Raw genomic sequence first — 15,674 nt, forward strand, 5'->3', positions numbered from 1 at the left:
GCGAGCGACTACTCCCCGGGGACGACGACGGCGCGGCCGCGGATCGTGCCCTCGTGCAGCTTCCGGTACGCCTCCGGCGCCTGATCGAGCGTGTACCGCTCCACCTCTACGTGGATCGCGCCGGCCCTCGCCAAGTCCAGCACCTCCATCAGCTCCCCCCGGGTGCCCCAGTACGGCGCCCGCACCGACGCGCCCATCGGCGTCGAGAAGAAGCCCGTGGGCAGCAGCCCGCCGCCGATCCCGACGATCTGGATGACGCCGTCCAGCGCCACCGACTTGCGGGCGATCTCCAGGGTCGGCGGGGCCCCGACCATGTCGAACACCACCTGCGCGCCCACCCCTCGGGTCAGCGCGCGGATCTCCCCGACGGCGGACTCGTCGGACCGCAGCACGTGGTGCGCGCCGACCTCGCGGGCCAACTCCAGCTTCTGCTCGCTGATGTCCAGTGCGACGACGGTGGCCCCGGTGATCGCCCGCAGGATCTGGATGCCCACGTGCCCGAGCCCGCCGGCGCCGATCACCACGGCGGTGCTCCCGGCCGGCAACGCGGCGAGGCTGGAGACGATCCCGTGGTACGGCGTCAGCCCCGCGTCGGTGAGAGACACGGTGGCCACCGGGTCGAGGTCGCCCAGCGGCACCAGGTGCCGGACGTCGTCGACGATCAGGTACTTGGCCAGCGCGCCGGGGGAGCCCAGCCCGGGCGGCTGGATGCCCAGCTCCGCCGCCCGCGGGCAGTAGTTCTCCGCACCCCGTGCGCACGCGTGGCACAGCCCGCAGCCCCACGCCCCGTAGACGGCCACCGGCTCGCCCACCTCGACGCCGGTGGCACCCTCACCCAGCGCGTCGACGACCCCCGCGCCCTCGTGCCCGAGGGTGAGCGGCAGGCCGTAGCCGAACGACTCGGCCGGCAGGCCCATCACGAACGCGTCGGAGTGGCACAGCCCCGCGGCGGTCACCCGCAGCCGGACCTGGCCCGGACCCGGCTCCGGCGTCGGGACGTCGACCACCTCGGGCTCGCCGCCGATGGTCCGGTACTGCACCGCGCGCATGCCTGCTCCTCCGTTGCCGGGACGAGGTCCCCTCGGACGCTAGGGCCTCGCCGCGGCGGGCGTCGAGCCGCACCGCCCCCGCGGTCAGCGGTTGACAGCGACGATGCGCCACCGGTGCGAGCATGACGGCCATGCCTGCCGATCGCACCGAACTCGTCGAGCGGTACCTGCGCGGCGAGACCGACGTCGTTGAGCCTCGCGACGCCGCCAGCGTGGTCCTCCTCCGCGACGGTGCGACCGGCCTGGACGTCTACCTGCTCCGGCGCCGTCCCACGATGGCCTTCGCCGCCGGCATGCACGTCTACCCGGGCGGCTCGGTCGACGCCCGCGACCGCGAGGCCGCGGAGCACTGGATCGGCCCGCCACCCGCCGAGTGGGCGAAGGCATTCTCCTGCGACGTCGAGCTGGCGACCGCGCTGGTCGCGGCGGCCGTCCGCGAGACGTTCGAGGAGTCCGGCGTCCTGCTCGCCTCGCACCAGGACGGCACGCTGGTCACCGACACGACGGGGGAGGACTGGGAGCGCGACCGGCTTGCGCTCATCGACGGCGCGCTGGCCCTCAGCGACTTCCTGAAGGCACGGTCCCTCCTGCTGCGCGCCGACCTGCTCAGCTCCTGGGCGCACTGGGTCACGCCCGAGTGGCAGACCCGCCGGTTCGACACCCGGTTCTTCCTCGCCGCGCTCCCGGCCGGGCAGCGCACCCGGGACGTCGGCGGCGAGGCCGATCAGGTGACCTGGCTGCCGGTCACCGAGGCCTTCCGCGGGTTCCGCGACGGGTCGCTGACGATGATGAACGCCACCGCCTCGACCCTGCGCGACCTCACCGCCCATCCGGACGTGGCGTCCGCGATGGCGGAGTCGCGCCGCATCCGGCCGATCCTCGGCCGTCCGGTGCTCACCGACGGTCGGCTCGACTACGTCTACGACGAGGACGACGGACCGGCCCCGCTCTCCGAGCTGGTCGAGCCGTTCGCGGCAGCCGACGCCGACGCGGGCGACGACACCTGACCTGATCGAGGCACCCGGCCCCGCTCAGGAGCACAACAGGTCCAGCGCCACCTGCCCATCGCGGCGAGCGTCCTGGGGGAGCAGCAGCCAGGGCGCCGCCGTCGGGTCCGCCAGGTGGCGCTGCAGGTGGAGCAGCCGCTTCCGGTCGCTGCCCGAGGGGGTGCGCTCGGCGAACGGGTCGACGCACGCGAGCAGGACGGCGGCGTCGGCCAGGTGCCGGTCGCGGTCGCGGCCGTCGGTGAGGTGCGCCGCGGCCTTGAGGATCAGCGCGCCGAAGGCGTCGGGCACGCTGATCGTCGATCCCGTCGTCCCGGTGATCCGCAGCTCGGCGAGGACCGTCCGGCGCAGCGCCTGCGTGCCGCCGGCCACGCGCACCAGGTCGAAGCCGCGGAACCGTTCCAGCGACCGGGGCGGGGCGTGGTCGGCGGCGACCACGTCGACGACGGACCGCCCGCTCCCCGACGTCACCAGATCGACGACGGCGCCGTCCCGGACGAAGCGGTGCGCGGTGCCCACGCGGGGGTCGACGCTGGGAGCCAGCCGGTACCCGAGCTCCTCGAGCGAGCGGGCCACCTGGGCGGGGCGGCCGGACCCGGTCTCCACGTGCAGCAGGACGTCGACGTCGTCGGTCGGCCGCACCACCGGCAGGCCGGCGACGGCGCCGTGCAGCTGCACCATCAGCCCGCCGATCAGCGTCCAGGCGTCGGGCGGCACCGCCTCGGCAAGTTCGGCCACGTCGGGCCACGGTGGCGCCCACCCGCCGGCCGGCGTCGGCGGCCGCAGCACCTCAGCCACGCAGCTGCCCGAGCGCACGGTCGAGGAGGCGGTGGCCGGTCGAGCGCTCCCGGGGGTCGGTCGAGCCGGCCAGGTCCAGCCCGGCCAGCACCTGCCGTCGTCCGCCGGCCAGCTCCTCGACGACGTCGATCGGCATCCGCGTCGCCCGCAGCGTGACGCCGCCCGACGGGTCGGGATCCAGCCGGTAGCGCTGGACCAGGCGCTCCTCGACGCGCTCGTCGACGTACCCGTCGCACCGGTCCGGCGCCGCGCTCAACCCGCCGATGCCCCCGGCGGCGCCCGAGGCGACCACCTCGCGGGCCAGCCGGTCGAGCGCCCGCGGGTGGGCGCGGTAGCGGTGCACTGTCGCGCGGTTGCGGGTACGGGCGGCGAGCTCGGCGGCTGCAGCCCCGGCGAGCGCCGACCGGAGCCGCGACCGCTGCGCCTGACCGACCCACGCCGCCGGAGCGCCCTCCAGCAGCGCCACGGCCGCCCACGCCGTCGGCTCCTCCCAGGCGCGCACCCGGCTGCCCTGCCGCTGCGCCATCCACTGGGCCACCGAGTCGGCGTCCACGCGGTCGGTGCCGATCGCGAGCAGCTCGCCCCCGGAGACCAGGCGCTGCACGTGCCGGACGGAGACGCCCAACCGGTCGGCGGCCTGCTCGGTGGTCATCAGGGGCATACGGACAATGTCGTCACAGCGACGCTATCGGTCAAGTCGAAACCGCGAGCAGCGTCTCTGCGAAGCTGATCGCGTGCCTCCCGTCCGCAGCTCCGGCGTCCTGCTGTACCGCCGCAGCGGCGGCCGGGTGGAGGTGCTGCTCGGCCACATGGGCGGGCCGTTCTGGGCGAGGAAGGACGACGCCGCCTGGTCGATCCCCAAGGGTGAGCACGGCCCGGACGAGGACGCCGAGGCCGCCGCCCGCCGCGAGTTCGCCGAGGAGCTCGGCTGCCCGGTGCCGGCGACCCAGCTCCACCCGCTCGGCGAGGTGAAAGGCCGCAAGCTGCTCGCCGTGTGGGCGGGGGAAGGCGACCTGGACGCCAACGCCATCATCAGCAACACCTTCGAGCTGGAATGGCCCCCGCGGTCGGGCCGGAGGCAGGAGTTCCCGGAGATCGACCGCGCCGCCTGGTTCGACCTCGACAGCGCCCGCACGAAGCTGGTGAAGGCGCAGCTGCCCTTCCTCGACCGGCTGGCCGCGCACCTCGCGCGCTGAGCTCGCAGCTAGGGTCGCCGTCCGACCTACCTGGAGGTTCCGTGCCCGACCGCACGCTCCCCACGCCGCTCCCGCGGCCGGCCCGCGTCGCCGCCGCGGCGATGACCCGCCGGTGGCCGCTGCCCCCGGCGACCCACGGGGTGCGGGTGCTGCGCGGCGTCGACGTCCCGATGCGCGACGGCACCGCCCTGCGGGCCGACGTCTACCTGCCGGCGTCGGCCGGACCGCACCCCACCGTGCTGCTGCGGTCCCCGTACGGCCGCGGCCTCGGGTTCGCCCTGTCCATGACGGTGCCGTACGCCGAGCGCGGCTACGCGGTGGTGGTGCAGAGCGTGCGCGGCACGTTCGGCTCCGGCGGCGAGTTCAGCCCCGTGGTGAACGAGGAGCACGACGGGCAGGACACCGTCGCCTGGCTGCGCGGGCAGGAGTGGTTCGACGGACGGCTCGCCACGCTCGGCCCCAGCTACCTCGGCTACACGCAGTGGGCGCTGGCGCTCGACCCACCGCCCGAGCTCAAGGCGATGGTGCTGCACATCGGCCCGCACGACCTCGCCCAGGCCGGGCTGATCGACGGCGCCTTCCAGCTCACCAACCTGGCCATCTGGACCGAGCTCGTCGCCCACCAGGAGCGGGTCAGCTTCCTGCGCGGGATGTACCGGCTGATGACGGCGGAGCGGCGGTTGGCCCCGCACCTGGGTGAGCTGCCGCTGCAGGGCCTGGCCGAGCGCTTCGGCGGCATGCCGGCCCCGTGGTTCGACGAGTGGCTGGCACACCCCGACCTGTCCGACGCCTACTGGGACCGCTACCGCGCCACCCCGGCCGTCCACTCGAGCACCGTCCCGACCCTGCTCGTCGGCGGCTGGCAGGACTGGTTCGTCGAGCAGACGCTGTACCAGTACGCCGTCCTGCGCGACCGCGGCGTCGAGGTCGGCCTCACCCTCGGCCCGTGGGCGCACCTCACCATCGACGCCGCCGTGACGACGCCGGAGAGCCTCGCCTGGCTGAGCACCCACCTGCCCGTGGACGGTGCGCCGCCGCAGCCGGAGCGCACCGCCCGGGTGCGGGTGCACGTCTCCGGTGCCCGCACCTGGCGGACGATGCCCGACTGGCCGCCGGCCACCACCGACCGCGCCTGGTACCTCGCGGCCGGCGGGCGGCTGGACGACGACGTCCCGGCCGGACCCCAGGAGCCGACCACCTTCACCTACGACCCGATGGACCCGACGCCGTCGGTCGGCGGCCGGGTGCTCGCCGCCAGCGCCGGCCAGCGGGACAACCGCGAGCTCGAGGCCCGCGACGACGTCCGCACCTTCACCACCGCGCCGCTGCGCACGCCGGTCGAGCTGCTCGGCGGTGCGCGGGTCCGGCTGTTCCACGAGTCCGACAACCCGTACGCCGACGTCTTCGTGCGGCTGTGCGACGTCGACCCGAGCGGCCGGTCGGTCAACGTCACCGACCGGCTGGTCCGGCTCGACCCGGCACCCGGCGAGGAGCCGGCGGCGGGGGAGCGGACGGTGGAGACGACGCTGCCCGACACCGCGCACCGCTTCAAGGCGGGGCACCGGATCCGGCTGCAGGTCTCCGGCGGCGCCCACCCGCGTTACGCGCGGAACCTCGGCACCGGCGAGCCGCCCGGCGAGGGCACCCGCGGCGTGCCGGTGAACCACCGGATCTGCACCGGCGGCGCGTCGCCGTCGTCGGTCACGCTGCCCGCCGGGTCGTCCTGAGCGCGGTCACCGCCAGGGTTCGACTCCAGGTGCCAGGCGCTCGGAGATGAGGCCCACGTCGTCCACCTGTCCGGCCGCGACCGCCATCACGAGCTCGTAGGCCTCGTCGTTCGACAGGGTCAGCCGCATCCCGTTGACGCCGTAGAAGGCGATGGCCGCGGCCAGCGCCAGCCGCTTGTTGCCGTCGACGAGGGGGTGGTTCCGGGCGAGCGAGTGCAGCAGTGCCGCTGCCTTGTCGTGGATGGACGGGTACGCGTCCTCGCCGAATGCCGTGGCTCGTGGCCGCGCCGCCGCGGACTCCAGCAGCCCGATGTCGCGCACCTCGACCTCGCCCAGCGTCCGTCTGGCTATGTGCAGGAGGTCATCGAGGTCGAGATCGATCACTGGCCGAGCCGCTCCAGGGCCTCGGCGTAGCGAGGCAGCTCCTGGTCGAGGACACGGTCCAGCAGCTCCCTCTTGCTGTTCCGCTCGATGTAGTCCCGCACTGCCTGCCGGGCGACTTCCTGCATCGAGCGGCCCTCCAGCTCGGCTCGACGGCGAAGAGCGTCGCTTTCCTGGTCGTCCAACCGCAGGGTCATGGCCACGCGGTGACGGTATCACCCTTGATACCGTCACGTCCTGGTTCAGCGTCGGGCGCTCGGTCGGCGCCGGCCAGGCAGGCCCCCGGCGGCACGCGGTCGTCACAGTTTTCCCGCTGACCACAGGCGACGTGCGCTTTCCCCGAGGGTCCGACGGAAGGGTGCTCCGGCTGCTTACGCTGCCCGCAATCCACGGAAGGACGGACTGTGAGCAAGCACCTGCTCGACGAGACAGCTGAGTTCAAAATGCCCCGCGCCGGGCGGCACGCCGCGCCGGAGACGGGCGAGCTGGAGCCGACCCAGCGCTTCGACCCCGGCTTCCAGCAGCGGCGTCCGATGCCGAACCCGCAGCAGGGTCGGGACGCAGCCCGCTGACCACACCGGGCCGCCCGTTCCACGGGCGGCCCGGTCCTCTGCATCCGTCGGACGGGCTCAGAGCGCGTCCTGCGGCTCGGCCGGCGGGACGGCGGCCGGCCCGGCCGTGACCCCGGCCGCGCGCAGCGCGGCCAGCTCCTCGGCCCCCAGTCCCAGGTCGGCGGCCAGCACGGCATCGGTGTCCGCACCCACCTCGGCGGGGCCCGGCCGGCCGAGCCGCGTGCCGCCGTCCTGGAACGACGGGTAGACGCCGGTCATCGCCAGCGGCCCGAGGTCCGGGTCGTCGACGGTCACGATCGACCCCCGGTGCTGAACCTGCGGGTTGTCGGTCATCGTCGCGACGCTCTCCAGCGGCCCGACCGCGCAGCCCCCGGCGGTGAGCTCGGCGAGCGCGTCGTCCCGGTCGCGGGTCAGGCACCACGCGGCGATCAGGTCGTCGAGCTCCTGCACGTGCTCCACCCGTTCGGCGTTCGTCGCGAACCGCGGGTCCGAGACCAGCGACTCACCGCCGACCGTCCGCAGCACGTGCTGGGCCATCGGCTGGGTGCTGCCCGACAGCGCGATCCACAGCCCGTCGCGGCACCGGTAGCTGCCCCGCGGCGCGGCCGGCCCGTACCGGTTGCCGGTGCGGCCGTGCTCGACGCCGGCCTGCTGGTACTCCAGCACGTTGATCTCGACCAGCTTCAGCGCCGCCTCGTAGATGGCCAGGTCGATCGTGTCGCCGGTGCCGGTGGCGTGCCGGCGCATCAGCGCGGCGAGCACGGCGGTCGCCCCGAGGTTGCCGGCCATGATGTCGGCCAGCGGATAGGCCGGCAGCAGCGGCGGCCGGTCCTCGTACCCCGACACCGACGCCAGCCCGGCCAGCGCCTCCGCGAGCGTGCCGAACCCGGGCCGGTCGCGGTAGGGGCCGTCCTGCCCGTACGCCGTCACCCGCAGCACCACCAGCCGCGGGTTGGCCGCCCGCAGCTCCGCCGGGGCCAGCCCCCAGCGCTCCAGCGTGCCCGGGCGGAAGTTCTCCACCAGCACGTCGAACGTCGGCATCCAGCGCAGCACCAGGTCGCGGCCCTCGGGCCGGCGCAGGTCCAGCGCCACCGACCGCTTCCCCCGCGACAGCGCCTTCCAGTACAGCCCCTGGCCGTCCACCTGCCGGCCGAAGCGGCGCACGAAGTCGCCGGTCCCCGGCATCTCCACCTTGACGACGTCGGCGCCGTAGTCGCCCAGGATCGTCGCGGTCGTCGGCGCGGCGATCATCGTGGAGAGGTCCAGCACCCGGACGCCGTCCAGCAGCGGGGAACCGCCGCTCACGCCGGCACCAGGAAGCCGAGCACGATGATGATCGGCATCGCGACCACCGACGCCAGCGCCGTCACGAAGGTCAGCGCCTTCAGCGCTCCCTGGGTGGAGATCCCCAGCAGGCTCTGGAACATCCAGAAGAAGTTGCTGTTCACCTGCAGCGCGAACAGCGCCCCGGCGCCGATGGCCAGGCCGACGACGACGGGCGCTACGTCTAACGAGCCGAGCACCGGCGCCAGGATGCCCGCGGCCGCGATCGCCGCCACCGAGATCGACCCGATCGCGAAGTGCAGCAGCGCGGCGATCAGCCAGGCCAGCAGCAGGGTCAGGATCACCGAGGCGCCGGTCGAGGCGGAGAACAGGTCGCCCAGCACCTGGTCCAGCGTCGTCTCGCCGATGACCGCGCCCAGCGAGCCGCCGATGCCGGTGATCAGCAGGATCTGGCCGGTGGTGCTCAGGCCAGTGGTCACGGCGTCGTCGGTGCGCTCCCGGCCGAGGGTCCGCCGGGTCAGCGCGTAGGCGCCGACCATGCCGAGGAACAGCGCGAACACCGGGTTGCTGACGAAGGCGATGACCGGGTTCTCCACCCCGGCCGCCGAGGCGATCGCTCCGCTGGCGATGAGCAGCAGCGGCACGAGGACCGGCAGCAGCGAGATGGTCAGCGGCGGCATCGCGGCCTCGTGCTCCCCGTCCCGCTGGTCGGCCGCGTGCTCGGCGTCCCGCAGGGCCTGCGTCTCGTGCTCGTCGCTGGCGGCATTCCAGAAGCCGGCCTTGAGCACCAGGCTGAACAGGAACGTGGTGACGACGGCGGTCGCCGGGCCCACGACCAGCCCGAAGATCAGCATCGTCCCGAGCGGGATGTCGAGCAGGCCGGCGATCGACAGCGTGCCCAGCCCGGGGACGACGAAGACGTAGCCGACCAGGATGCCCGCGGTCAGCGACCCGGCGAGCAGCGGGAGGCCGCCGCGGCCGATGTGCGGGGCCGCCGAGCGGGCCAGCGGCGAGGCCAGCACCAGCTGGACGTCGACGTAGATGGACGGGAACAGCGTGGTCAGCGCGGCGCTCATCGCGTAGGGGAGCCGCTTCGCGCCGAGCAGCCGCAGCAGCAGCGCCACGAACTTCTGCAGGGCGCCCAGCGCGAACAGCAGCGCCCCGAGCAGCACGCCGAACCCGATCAGCAGCCCGACCTCGGCCATGATCTCGCCGAAGCCGACGGCGATGACCTCCACGGTCTCGGCCAGGCCGATGCCGCCCGCGATCCCGAGGTACAGCGAGCCCAGCACCAGGGCGATGACCGGCTCGACCTTGAGCACGATGATCAGCAGCAGGACGCCGAGGATGGCGATGGACGCGTGCAGGATGATCACGGGGATCTCCGTTCACGGGCGCCGTGCGCGGGGAGGTCGCTCGACGTCCTGATGTGACCACGCCGTGCCCCGGGCCGCCAGACGACCGGCCCGCCTCAGCTCAGGCGGTGCCCTCCGCGACGATCAGCTCGGTGATCTCCTGCGGGGGCGTCGTGCAGTCGTCGGACGACGGCTCCTGCTCCGACGCCAGCCCCGTCACGCCGGCGTCCTCGACGGGGGTGAAGCCGAGCCGGTCGAGGTGCCGGGGCACCCGGTTCTGGGCGTTCACCACGTGCGAGCGGGACAGCCAGCCCATGCCGTCGTCCACCTCGAAGTCCATGCCGCCGCCGGGCGCGCGCTGGACGTGTCCGGGCGAGGGCAGCAGCCCGACCAGCTGCACTGCCTCCGCCGCGGACAGCTCCGCCGGCGGCGAGTCGAAGTAGTACCAGCCGGCCGCGCAGACGCCGTAGATCGTCGGGCCGAACTGCGCGTAGTTGACGTACAGCTCCAGCATCCGGCGGTCGTCCACGAACGCGGCGAGCTCCACGGACAGCCCGGCCTCCAGCGCCTTGCGCCAGGCGCTCAGCTCCTGGTTGAGGAACACGTTCTTGGCCACCTGCTGCGGGATCGTCGACCCCGACGGGTCGTCCTCGCCGGAGAGGTGCGCCGTCGCGCGGCCCCACAGCGCGTCCCACTCGAACGCGCCGGAGCGGTAGGGCAGCGCGGCGTCCTCGTGCGCGATGACGGCGGCGAGGAAGTTCCGGGAGACGTGCTCGACCGGCACCGACTCCTGGATCGCGCCGTCGGGGTTGGCCACCATGAACGCCGTCGTCGGCGGGTCCACCCACCGCAGCGACAGCACCAGCAGCGCCTGGACGACGCCGAGCACGGCCAGCACGCGGACGACGCGGCGGAGCAGCCCCCGGCGACGCCGCGGAGCGCGGTCCCGGAAGCCGCGCCGGCCGCGGCGACCCTGCTCCGGCTCGGCCGGCGGGTACGGGCGGCCGGGCGGAGCCGGCGGGAACGGGCCCCCGGGCCGCGCCGTCGGGTAGGGGCGCTGCGGCTCCTCGCCCGGCCACGTGCGCGTGGGCGGCCCGTACGGCGGTTGACCACCGGCCGGCGGCGGGGCGTCGTACCAGTCGTTGCCCGCCGGCGGCGGGCGGTCGAACCGCAGGCGGCGGGCGGGCTGCTCCTGCGGGAGCGGCTCGGTGGGCTGCCGGCGGAACCAGCGGGTGGTGCGCGAGTCCGGCGGGACGGAGGCCACGAGGCGGTGCTCCTCAGGTCGGCGTCGAAGGCTCATCGTACGGCGGCGACCCGTGCGGACCGGCGTCATCGCGGCCGGTGGGGCCGGTGGGGCCCAGCCACGCCTCCACCCGGTCGAGCTCGGCGTGGGTCAGCCCGAGCAGGTGGTCCGGCGCCACGACCAGCACCTGACCGCTGGCCGCCAGCCACTCGCTGGTGTCCTCGGCCTGGTCGGCGAGGTCGTCGTCGATCCACACGATCCGCCGGTCGGGCTCGGCCTCGGCGACCGCGCGCGCGGCGGCCAGCTTCCACCACCCGGTCACGCCGCCGAGCCGGCCGCCGAAGCCGGTGGGCAGCACGTCCCGGCTGTGCGTCCGCAACCCCCGGGGCAGGCCCATCGGCTCGGCGAGCAGCCGGTCGGCCTGCTCGGTCCACGTCGTCAGCCACTGCAGCTCGACCCGCCCGGCGTCGTGCCACTCGCGCAGCCGGGCGACGACGGACGGGTCCCACGACAGCACGTAGCCGGAGAAGGTCCCGCGCCGCCAGCCCTCCGGGAGGTCACGGCGCAGGGCGTTGAGCACGCCGTCGACGTCCAGCAGCAGGACGGGCGGGGGAGCGGTCATGGTGCAGCCCTACCCGGGGCCGGGAGCTGCGGACACCATCGCCCCTCTGCACGCGTCCGGCAGGCCGGCTGCGCCCTGCCACCTCACCCGGCGCGGTGGCGCCGGACCGCCCCGTGCCGGGATGTGGGTCAAGCCACGACGCCGGGCGGCCGACCTACCGAGGTGAGCCGTCCAGGACGCCCGAGGTGGCGACGGTGCGCGTCATGGCGCACACGCTGGCCACGCTCTATTTCTTCGGTGCGGGGCGGCCGGCCTGTTCATCGCGGTCGGCGCCGGCCCGGGCGGATCCTGCTCGTGCTGTCGCTCGTCGCCCTCGCCGGGGCCGTGCCGGCCGGCTCGGTGCTGGCGCGGCACGGGGGGACGAGTTCCCCCTCCTCCTCCCGGGGACCCGCGGCCCGGACGCGCGCGACCTCGTGCTGGGCATCTGCGCCCTGCACCCCGACGTCTCGCTCTCCTGCGGGGTGACGCAGTACGGCTTCGGGGAGAGCGCCTCGCAGCTGATGCGCGGTGCCGACCGCGCTCTACGACGCAAGCTCCTCGGTCGCGGCCGCGCGGAGCTCTGCGACGGAGCCGGTGCCCGCTCCGCCGTCCAGCCACCCCTCGCTTCAACAGCGGGTTCTCCCGCCTGGCCGGTTCCGGACCCTGCCGTTCCGTCGCCCGGTCACCCCACGAGGGCGGGCGTGTCGCGGTCGGTCACGGCACGCGAGGACGTGATCCGGGCGAGATCATCCGGCGATCTCCGGCGCACCGCTTCCTGGCAGGTTCCCCCGCGTCCACGGGGAAGTCGATCGAGGGAGTGAAGGATGCGGTACTTCAAGGCGGCGGCGGGTGCAGCCGCGGCCATGGCGCTGGTCGTCGTGTCACCGACGGCGGCCGGTGCGGACGACGGCAAGGGGCACGGCCCGGGTGACGACGTCACCACCGTCGTCGGCGGGCTCGACGGACCACGGCAGCTGAGCGAGTACAAGGGTCGCCGGCTGATCGTCGCCGAGTCCGACACGGGGGAGGTGACCTGGATCGACCCGCGCGGAGGACGGTCCGAGACCATCCTGTCCGGGCTCGGCAACGCCCAGGGCGTGGACTACGTGCGCGGCCTGATCTACGTCGCCGTCGGTGAGGCCGGCCCGCCGCCGGAGGAGGACGCCCCGCCGGCCGAGCCGCCGGCCGACGTCCCCAGCCAGCTGCTGGTGGAGGCCACGCCGGGTGGGGAGATCCTGCGGACGTGGGACCTGCTGGAGTACGAGCTGGCGAACAACCCCGACGGCCAGCAACAGTTCGTCGACGAGGAGCCGTTCGAGACGCTGTCCAACCCGTTCTCGGTGCTCGCCCAGCCGCACCGCATCCTCGTCTCCGACGCCGGTGCCAACGCCGTCCTCTCCATCGACCGCAACACCGGCGAGATCAGCACCTTCTTCGTCCCGCCGGTGGTCACCGACGTCGCGGGGTGCGCAGAGGCGTTCAACAACCCGGGCACCGTCGGGTGCGACCCGGTGCCCACGGAGATCACCGAGGGGCCGGACGGGAAGATCTACGTCGGCACGCTGGGCGCGGAGGTGCCCGGGGCGGCGCGGGTCTACGTCCTCGACCAGCACGGCAACCAGGTCGACGCCATCGAGGACCTGACCAGCGTCACCGGGGTGGCCGTCGACCGCAAGGGCACGGTCTTCGTGTCCAACGTCCTGGCGGGCATGCCGATGGGCGGTCCGCCGCCGGCGGACCTCGACCCGTCGACGGTCGGCGAGCTCACCCGGATCGAGCGGGACGGCGACCGGTCCACCGCGCAGGTCACCATGCCGACCGGCCTGGAGATCGAGGGCGGCAACCTCTACGCCTCGGCGTGGAGCATCGCCGGCTTCCTCGGCATCCCGTCGGCCGGTGAGATCCAGCGGGTCGGTCCGGGCGCCTTCACGGCGGCGGCTCCCTGATCCCTGCTGGTCAGACGGCGGTCGGGAGGCCTGCGGGCCTCCCGGCCGCCATCGCCGTTCCCGGGTGCGGTCAGGGCAGGCCGGCGTGCGGGACGGCGACCTGCGTCGACACCAGCACCGCCTCGCGCACCGGCGCCCGCGTGTGCTCGTAGAAGTCCGGCGCGCAGCACATGAGCAGCGTGCGGCCGTCCTCGCCGCCCAGCGCGCAGGCGTAGACGCCCATCCCGTCCGGCGCGGCGATCTCCTCGACGATCGTCCCGCCGGGCGCGATCCGGAGCACCCGCGAGCCGAAGCCGTCGGCGACCCAGACGTGCCCGTCGGCGTCGAGCGTGCAGCCGTCTGGTGCGACGACGACCTGCCCCATCAGCTCCTCGACCGAGTCGCCCACCGGCTCGGCGCCGAGCGACGCCCACACCCGCCGCTCGCCCAGCGAGCCGTCGGGGCCGATGGCGAAGGCGGAGAAGCGGTTGCCCCACGTCTCGCCGACGATCAGCGTCGCGCCGTCCGGGGTGATCACCGAGCCGTTGGGGAAGCGCAGCCCCTCGGCCACCACGGTGACCGTGCCGTCCGGGTCGACCCGCTTGAGCGACGCCGGGGCCGGCGCCCCGCCGCCCATCAGGTCGAAGCCGAAGTCGCCCACGAACGCCCGGCCCGACGCGTCGACCACCATGTCGTTGAGCAGGCCGGTGCAGACGGCGGAGAGGTCGGCGTGCGTCCACACCTCGCCGTCGGTGACCCGCAGCAGCCGGTGGTCCCTCATCGAGACCACGAGCAGCGAGCCGTCCGGCAGCCAGCCCAGCCCCGACGGCTGGTTCTCCACCTCGAGGACGACGGTCTCCGGACCGCCTCCGGCCGCCACCCGGCTCACCGTGTGCCGGTAGAAGTCCGACACCCACCACTGCCCGTCGCGCCACCGCGGTCCCTCGAAGTAGGAGCCGCCCTCCAGCACCGTCCGGAACTCTCGATCAGCCATGCAGCGGGACGCTATTCCTCTCGGGGCCCGCCGACGAGACGGGCGGCGGCGTCCCCACCTCCGGTTTTCCGCCGTCCCGGGTTGGGCACCGCCTCGGGCATGGCTCCAGAAGGCGCGCACCGGTGAGCGTCCGCACCCTGCTCGAGCGGGCGGTCGGCACCGTCGAGCGGTGGCAGGTGCTCGACGCGCCCGGCTACCAGATCGAGCACGGCGTCTCGCTGACCTTCCTGCTGGCCGGCCGGTACGCCCGCCCGCTGCAGGACCTGCTGCACGGCGTGTGGCTCGGGCACCCGCTGCACCCCGTCCTCGTCACCGTGCCGGTCGGCGCGTGGAGCGCGGCGGCCCTGCTCGACGGCCTGGACGCCACCGGCCGCGGCGGCCCGGGCACCGGCTCGGCGGCGCGGACGGTCGTCGGGCTCGGGATCGCGGGCGCGGTGGGCGCCGCCGCGACCGGGATGACCGACTGGCAGCACGCCCACGACGAGGCGCGTCGCGTCGGCCTGGTCCACGCCGCGCTCAACAGCACGGCGCTGGCGCTCTACGCCTGGTCGTTCGCCGACCGCGGACGCGGCCGCGCCGCGCGGGCCCGGGTCACCGCCGCCGCCGGCTACACCGTCGTCCTCGCCAGCAGCTACCTCGGCGGCGTGCTGTCCTACCGGCACCGGCTGGGTGTCGACCACTCCGCGGCCGGCCGCTCGCCCCGCACCTTCACCCCGGTCGCCCGGCTGGCCGACCTCCCGGACGGCAAGCCGGTCGGCGTCGACGTCGAGGGTGTGCCGGTGGTGCTGGTCCGCACCGAGGGCGCGGTGCGCGCGGTCGCCGGACGCTGCCCGCACCTGGGCGGGCCCATGGCGGAGGGCTGGCTGCACCGCGACGAGCTCGTCTGCCCGTGGCACGGGTCGCGCTTCGACCTCGACACCGGTGAGCCGGCGCAGGGCCCGTCCACCGCACCGCTGCCCTGCTACGACACCCGCATCACCGATGGCGCGGTCGAGGTGCGGCGGCGGGCCCGCTGGCGCAGCCCGACCGCGATCACCACGGCCGAGGAGGCATCCCGATGAAGGCCGACGAGGTCCTGATCGCGCACCACGACGTGCTGCGCGGGCTGCTCCGCGAGCTGGCCGAGACGACCGATGCGCAGGCCGACCGGCGGGAGGAGCTCCGGGACCGCTTCCTGCACGAGATCGAGATCCACGCCCAGATCGAGGACGAGCTGTTCTACCCGGCCGTGCCCGACGTCTCCCCGCTGCTGGCCCTCGCGCACGCGGAGCACCGGCAGATCGACGACCAGGTCGCGACCGTCATGCGGATGGACGTGACCGACCCGGAGTTCGTCACCGAGGTACGCATGCTGGAGAACACGGTGCGCCACCACACGATGGAGGAGGAGCAGCGGATGTTCCCCCAGTCGCACGCCCTGGGGGAGGAGCGCCTCGAGCAGCTCGGCGAGCAGCTGCGCGCGCGGCAGCAGGAGCTCGCCGAGTCCGGTGGGATGCGGCTCATCATCCGGCTGAAGCGGGCGACCCTCCGCTCCGTGTAGCCCGG

Annotated in this window: 17 protein-coding genes; 7 read left to right on the plus strand and 10 right to left on the minus strand. The window is 74.5% G+C overall.

Going from position 1 to position 15,674, the window contains the following annotated elements:
• Nucleotides 1–8 precede the first annotated feature (8 nt).
• Nucleotides 9–1,049, minus strand: coding sequence for an NAD(P)-dependent alcohol dehydrogenase (locus O2W17_RS15760; RefSeq protein WP_269193385.1), 1,041 nt, complete (start codon nucleotides 1,047–1,049; stop codon nucleotides 9–11).
• A gap of 131 nt (nucleotides 1,050–1,180) precedes the next feature.
• On the opposite strand from O2W17_RS15760, the gene O2W17_RS15765 reads away from it, so the two are divergent.
• Entirely contained in the window at nucleotides 1,181–2,056 is an 876-nt protein-coding gene (locus O2W17_RS15765) for an NUDIX hydrolase (protein WP_269193386.1), read from the plus strand.
• A 24-nt stretch (nucleotides 2,057–2,080) separates the two neighbouring features.
• Here O2W17_RS15765 and O2W17_RS15770 read toward each other — a convergent pair whose 3' ends face one another.
• Complete coding sequence (locus tag O2W17_RS15770) at nucleotides 2,081–2,791, minus strand: hypothetical protein (RefSeq protein WP_269193387.1); 711 nt, start codon at nucleotides 2,789–2,791, stop codon at nucleotides 2,081–2,083.
• 52 nt (nucleotides 2,792–2,843) lie between these two features.
• Entirely contained in the window at nucleotides 2,844–3,503 is a 660-nt protein-coding gene (locus tag O2W17_RS15775) for a helix-turn-helix domain-containing protein (RefSeq protein WP_269193388.1), read from the minus strand.
• Nucleotides 3,504–3,585: 82 nt separating this feature from the next.
• On the opposite strand from O2W17_RS15775, the gene O2W17_RS15780 reads away from it, so the two are divergent.
• Together O2W17_RS15780 and O2W17_RS15785 are read left to right on the plus strand one after the other, a co-directional pair.
• On the plus strand, nucleotides 3,586–4,047 hold the full coding sequence (locus tag O2W17_RS15780) for an NUDIX domain-containing protein (RefSeq protein WP_269193389.1): 462 nt from the start codon (nucleotides 3,586–3,588) through the stop codon (nucleotides 4,045–4,047).
• 41 nt (nucleotides 4,048–4,088) lie between these two features.
• Nucleotides 4,089–5,774 (plus strand): CocE/NonD family hydrolase, encoded by a 1,686-nt coding sequence (locus O2W17_RS15785; protein WP_269193390.1) that lies wholly within the window; start codon nucleotides 4,089–4,091, stop codon nucleotides 5,772–5,774.
• A gap of 6 nt (nucleotides 5,775–5,780) precedes the next feature.
• Here the strand turns inward: O2W17_RS15785 and O2W17_RS15790 are convergent, their stop codons facing one another.
• Both O2W17_RS15790 and O2W17_RS15795 read right to left on the minus strand, forming a co-directional pair.
• Nucleotides 5,781–6,158: a type II toxin-antitoxin system death-on-curing family toxin gene (locus O2W17_RS15790; protein ID WP_269193391.1), complete on the minus strand. Its 378-nt coding sequence runs from the start codon at nucleotides 6,156–6,158 to the stop codon at nucleotides 5,781–5,783.
• Entirely contained in the window at nucleotides 6,155–6,352 is a 198-nt protein-coding gene (locus O2W17_RS15795; protein WP_269194389.1) for a ribbon-helix-helix protein, CopG family, read from the minus strand. Before O2W17_RS15795 ends, O2W17_RS15790 begins: the two co-directional genes overlap by 4 nt.
• A gap of 207 nt (nucleotides 6,353–6,559) precedes the next feature.
• Here O2W17_RS15795 and O2W17_RS15800 point away from each other — a divergent pair, with 207 nt between their 5' ends.
• Complete coding sequence (locus O2W17_RS15800) at nucleotides 6,560–6,727, plus strand: hypothetical protein (protein ID WP_269193392.1); 168 nt, start codon at nucleotides 6,560–6,562, stop codon at nucleotides 6,725–6,727.
• Between the two features lie 57 nt (nucleotides 6,728–6,784).
• Here the strand turns inward: O2W17_RS15800 and O2W17_RS15805 are convergent, their stop codons facing one another.
• From O2W17_RS15805 to O2W17_RS15820, 4 genes are all read right to left on the minus strand, one after another.
• Nucleotides 6,785–8,032 (minus strand): CaiB/BaiF CoA transferase family protein, encoded by a 1,248-nt coding sequence (locus O2W17_RS15805; protein ID WP_269193393.1) that lies wholly within the window; start codon nucleotides 8,030–8,032, stop codon nucleotides 6,785–6,787.
• Nucleotides 8,029–9,387 carry a GntP family permease gene (locus O2W17_RS15810; RefSeq protein WP_269193394.1) on the minus strand — a complete coding sequence of 453 codons (1,359 nt, stop codon included), beginning with the start codon at nucleotides 9,385–9,387 and terminating at the stop codon, nucleotides 8,029–8,031. Before O2W17_RS15810 ends, O2W17_RS15805 begins: the two co-directional genes overlap by 4 nt.
• Nucleotides 9,388–9,487: 100 nt before the next feature.
• Nucleotides 9,488–10,630, minus strand: a complete 1,143-nt coding sequence (locus O2W17_RS15815) for a transglycosylase domain-containing protein (protein WP_269193395.1) — start codon at nucleotides 10,628–10,630, stop codon at nucleotides 9,488–9,490.
• Between the two features lie 13 nt (nucleotides 10,631–10,643).
• Entirely contained in the window at nucleotides 10,644–11,231 is a 588-nt protein-coding gene (locus O2W17_RS15820) for an HAD domain-containing protein (protein ID WP_269193396.1), read from the minus strand.
• Nucleotides 11,232–12,034: 803 nt separating this feature from the next.
• Here O2W17_RS15820 and O2W17_RS15825 point away from each other — a divergent pair.
• On the plus strand, nucleotides 12,035–13,156 hold the full coding sequence (locus tag O2W17_RS15825; protein ID WP_269193397.1) for a ScyD/ScyE family protein: 1,122 nt from the start codon (nucleotides 12,035–12,037) through the stop codon (nucleotides 13,154–13,156).
• A 70-nt stretch (nucleotides 13,157–13,226) separates the two neighbouring features.
• Here the strand turns inward: O2W17_RS15825 and O2W17_RS15830 are convergent, their stop codons facing one another.
• Nucleotides 13,227–14,129, minus strand: coding sequence for an SMP-30/gluconolactonase/LRE family protein (locus O2W17_RS15830; RefSeq protein ID WP_269193398.1), 903 nt, complete (start codon nucleotides 14,127–14,129; stop codon nucleotides 13,227–13,229).
• Between the two features lie 122 nt (nucleotides 14,130–14,251).
• Between O2W17_RS15830 and O2W17_RS15835 the strand changes: the two genes are divergently transcribed.
• Both O2W17_RS15835 and O2W17_RS15840 read left to right on the plus strand, forming a co-directional pair.
• Nucleotides 14,252–15,190 (plus strand): non-heme iron oxygenase ferredoxin subunit, encoded by a 939-nt coding sequence (locus O2W17_RS15835; protein WP_269193399.1) that lies wholly within the window; start codon nucleotides 14,252–14,254, stop codon nucleotides 15,188–15,190.
• Nucleotides 15,187–15,669 (plus strand): hemerythrin domain-containing protein, encoded by a 483-nt coding sequence (locus O2W17_RS15840; protein WP_269193400.1) that lies wholly within the window; start codon nucleotides 15,187–15,189, stop codon nucleotides 15,667–15,669. Before O2W17_RS15835 ends, O2W17_RS15840 begins: the two co-directional genes overlap by 4 nt.
• Nucleotides 15,670–15,674: the final 5 nt, after the last annotated feature.

It is taken from the genome of Blastococcus sp. VKM Ac-2987 (genome assembly GCF_026967805.1).
In the GTDB taxonomy this organism is placed as follows: domain Bacteria; phylum Actinomycetota; class Actinomycetes; order Mycobacteriales; family Geodermatophilaceae; genus Blastococcus.

What these genes read in the sequence shown, in the direction of transcription:
- O2W17_RS15830 (WP_269193398.1), bottom strand. Translation starts at nt 14,129, where the DNA reads ATGGCTGATCGAGAGTTCCGGACGGTGCTGGAGGGCGGCTCCTACTTC.
- O2W17_RS15765 (WP_269193386.1), top strand. Translation starts at nt 1,181, where the DNA reads ATGCCTGCCGATCGCACCGAACTCGTCGAGCGGTACCTGCGCGGCGAG.
- O2W17_RS15760 (WP_269193385.1), bottom strand. Translation starts at nt 1,049, where the DNA reads ATGCGCGCGGTGCAGTACCGGACCATCGGCGGCGAGCCCGAGGTGGTC.
- O2W17_RS15775 (WP_269193388.1), bottom strand. Translation starts at nt 3,503, where the DNA reads ATGACCACCGAGCAGGCCGCCGACCGGTTGGGCGTCTCCGTCCGGCAC.
- O2W17_RS15795 (WP_269194389.1), bottom strand. Translation starts at nt 6,352, where the DNA reads ATGACCCTGCGGTTGGACGACCAGGAAAGCGACGCTCTTCGCCGTCGA.
- O2W17_RS15840 (WP_269193400.1), top strand. Translation starts at nt 15,187, where the DNA reads ATGAAGGCCGACGAGGTCCTGATCGCGCACCACGACGTGCTGCGCGGG.
- O2W17_RS15820 (WP_269193396.1), bottom strand. Translation starts at nt 11,231, where the DNA reads ATGACCGCTCCCCCGCCCGTCCTGCTGCTGGACGTCGACGGCGTGCTC.
- O2W17_RS15825 (WP_269193397.1), top strand. Translation starts at nt 12,035, where the DNA reads ATGCGGTACTTCAAGGCGGCGGCGGGTGCAGCCGCGGCCATGGCGCTG.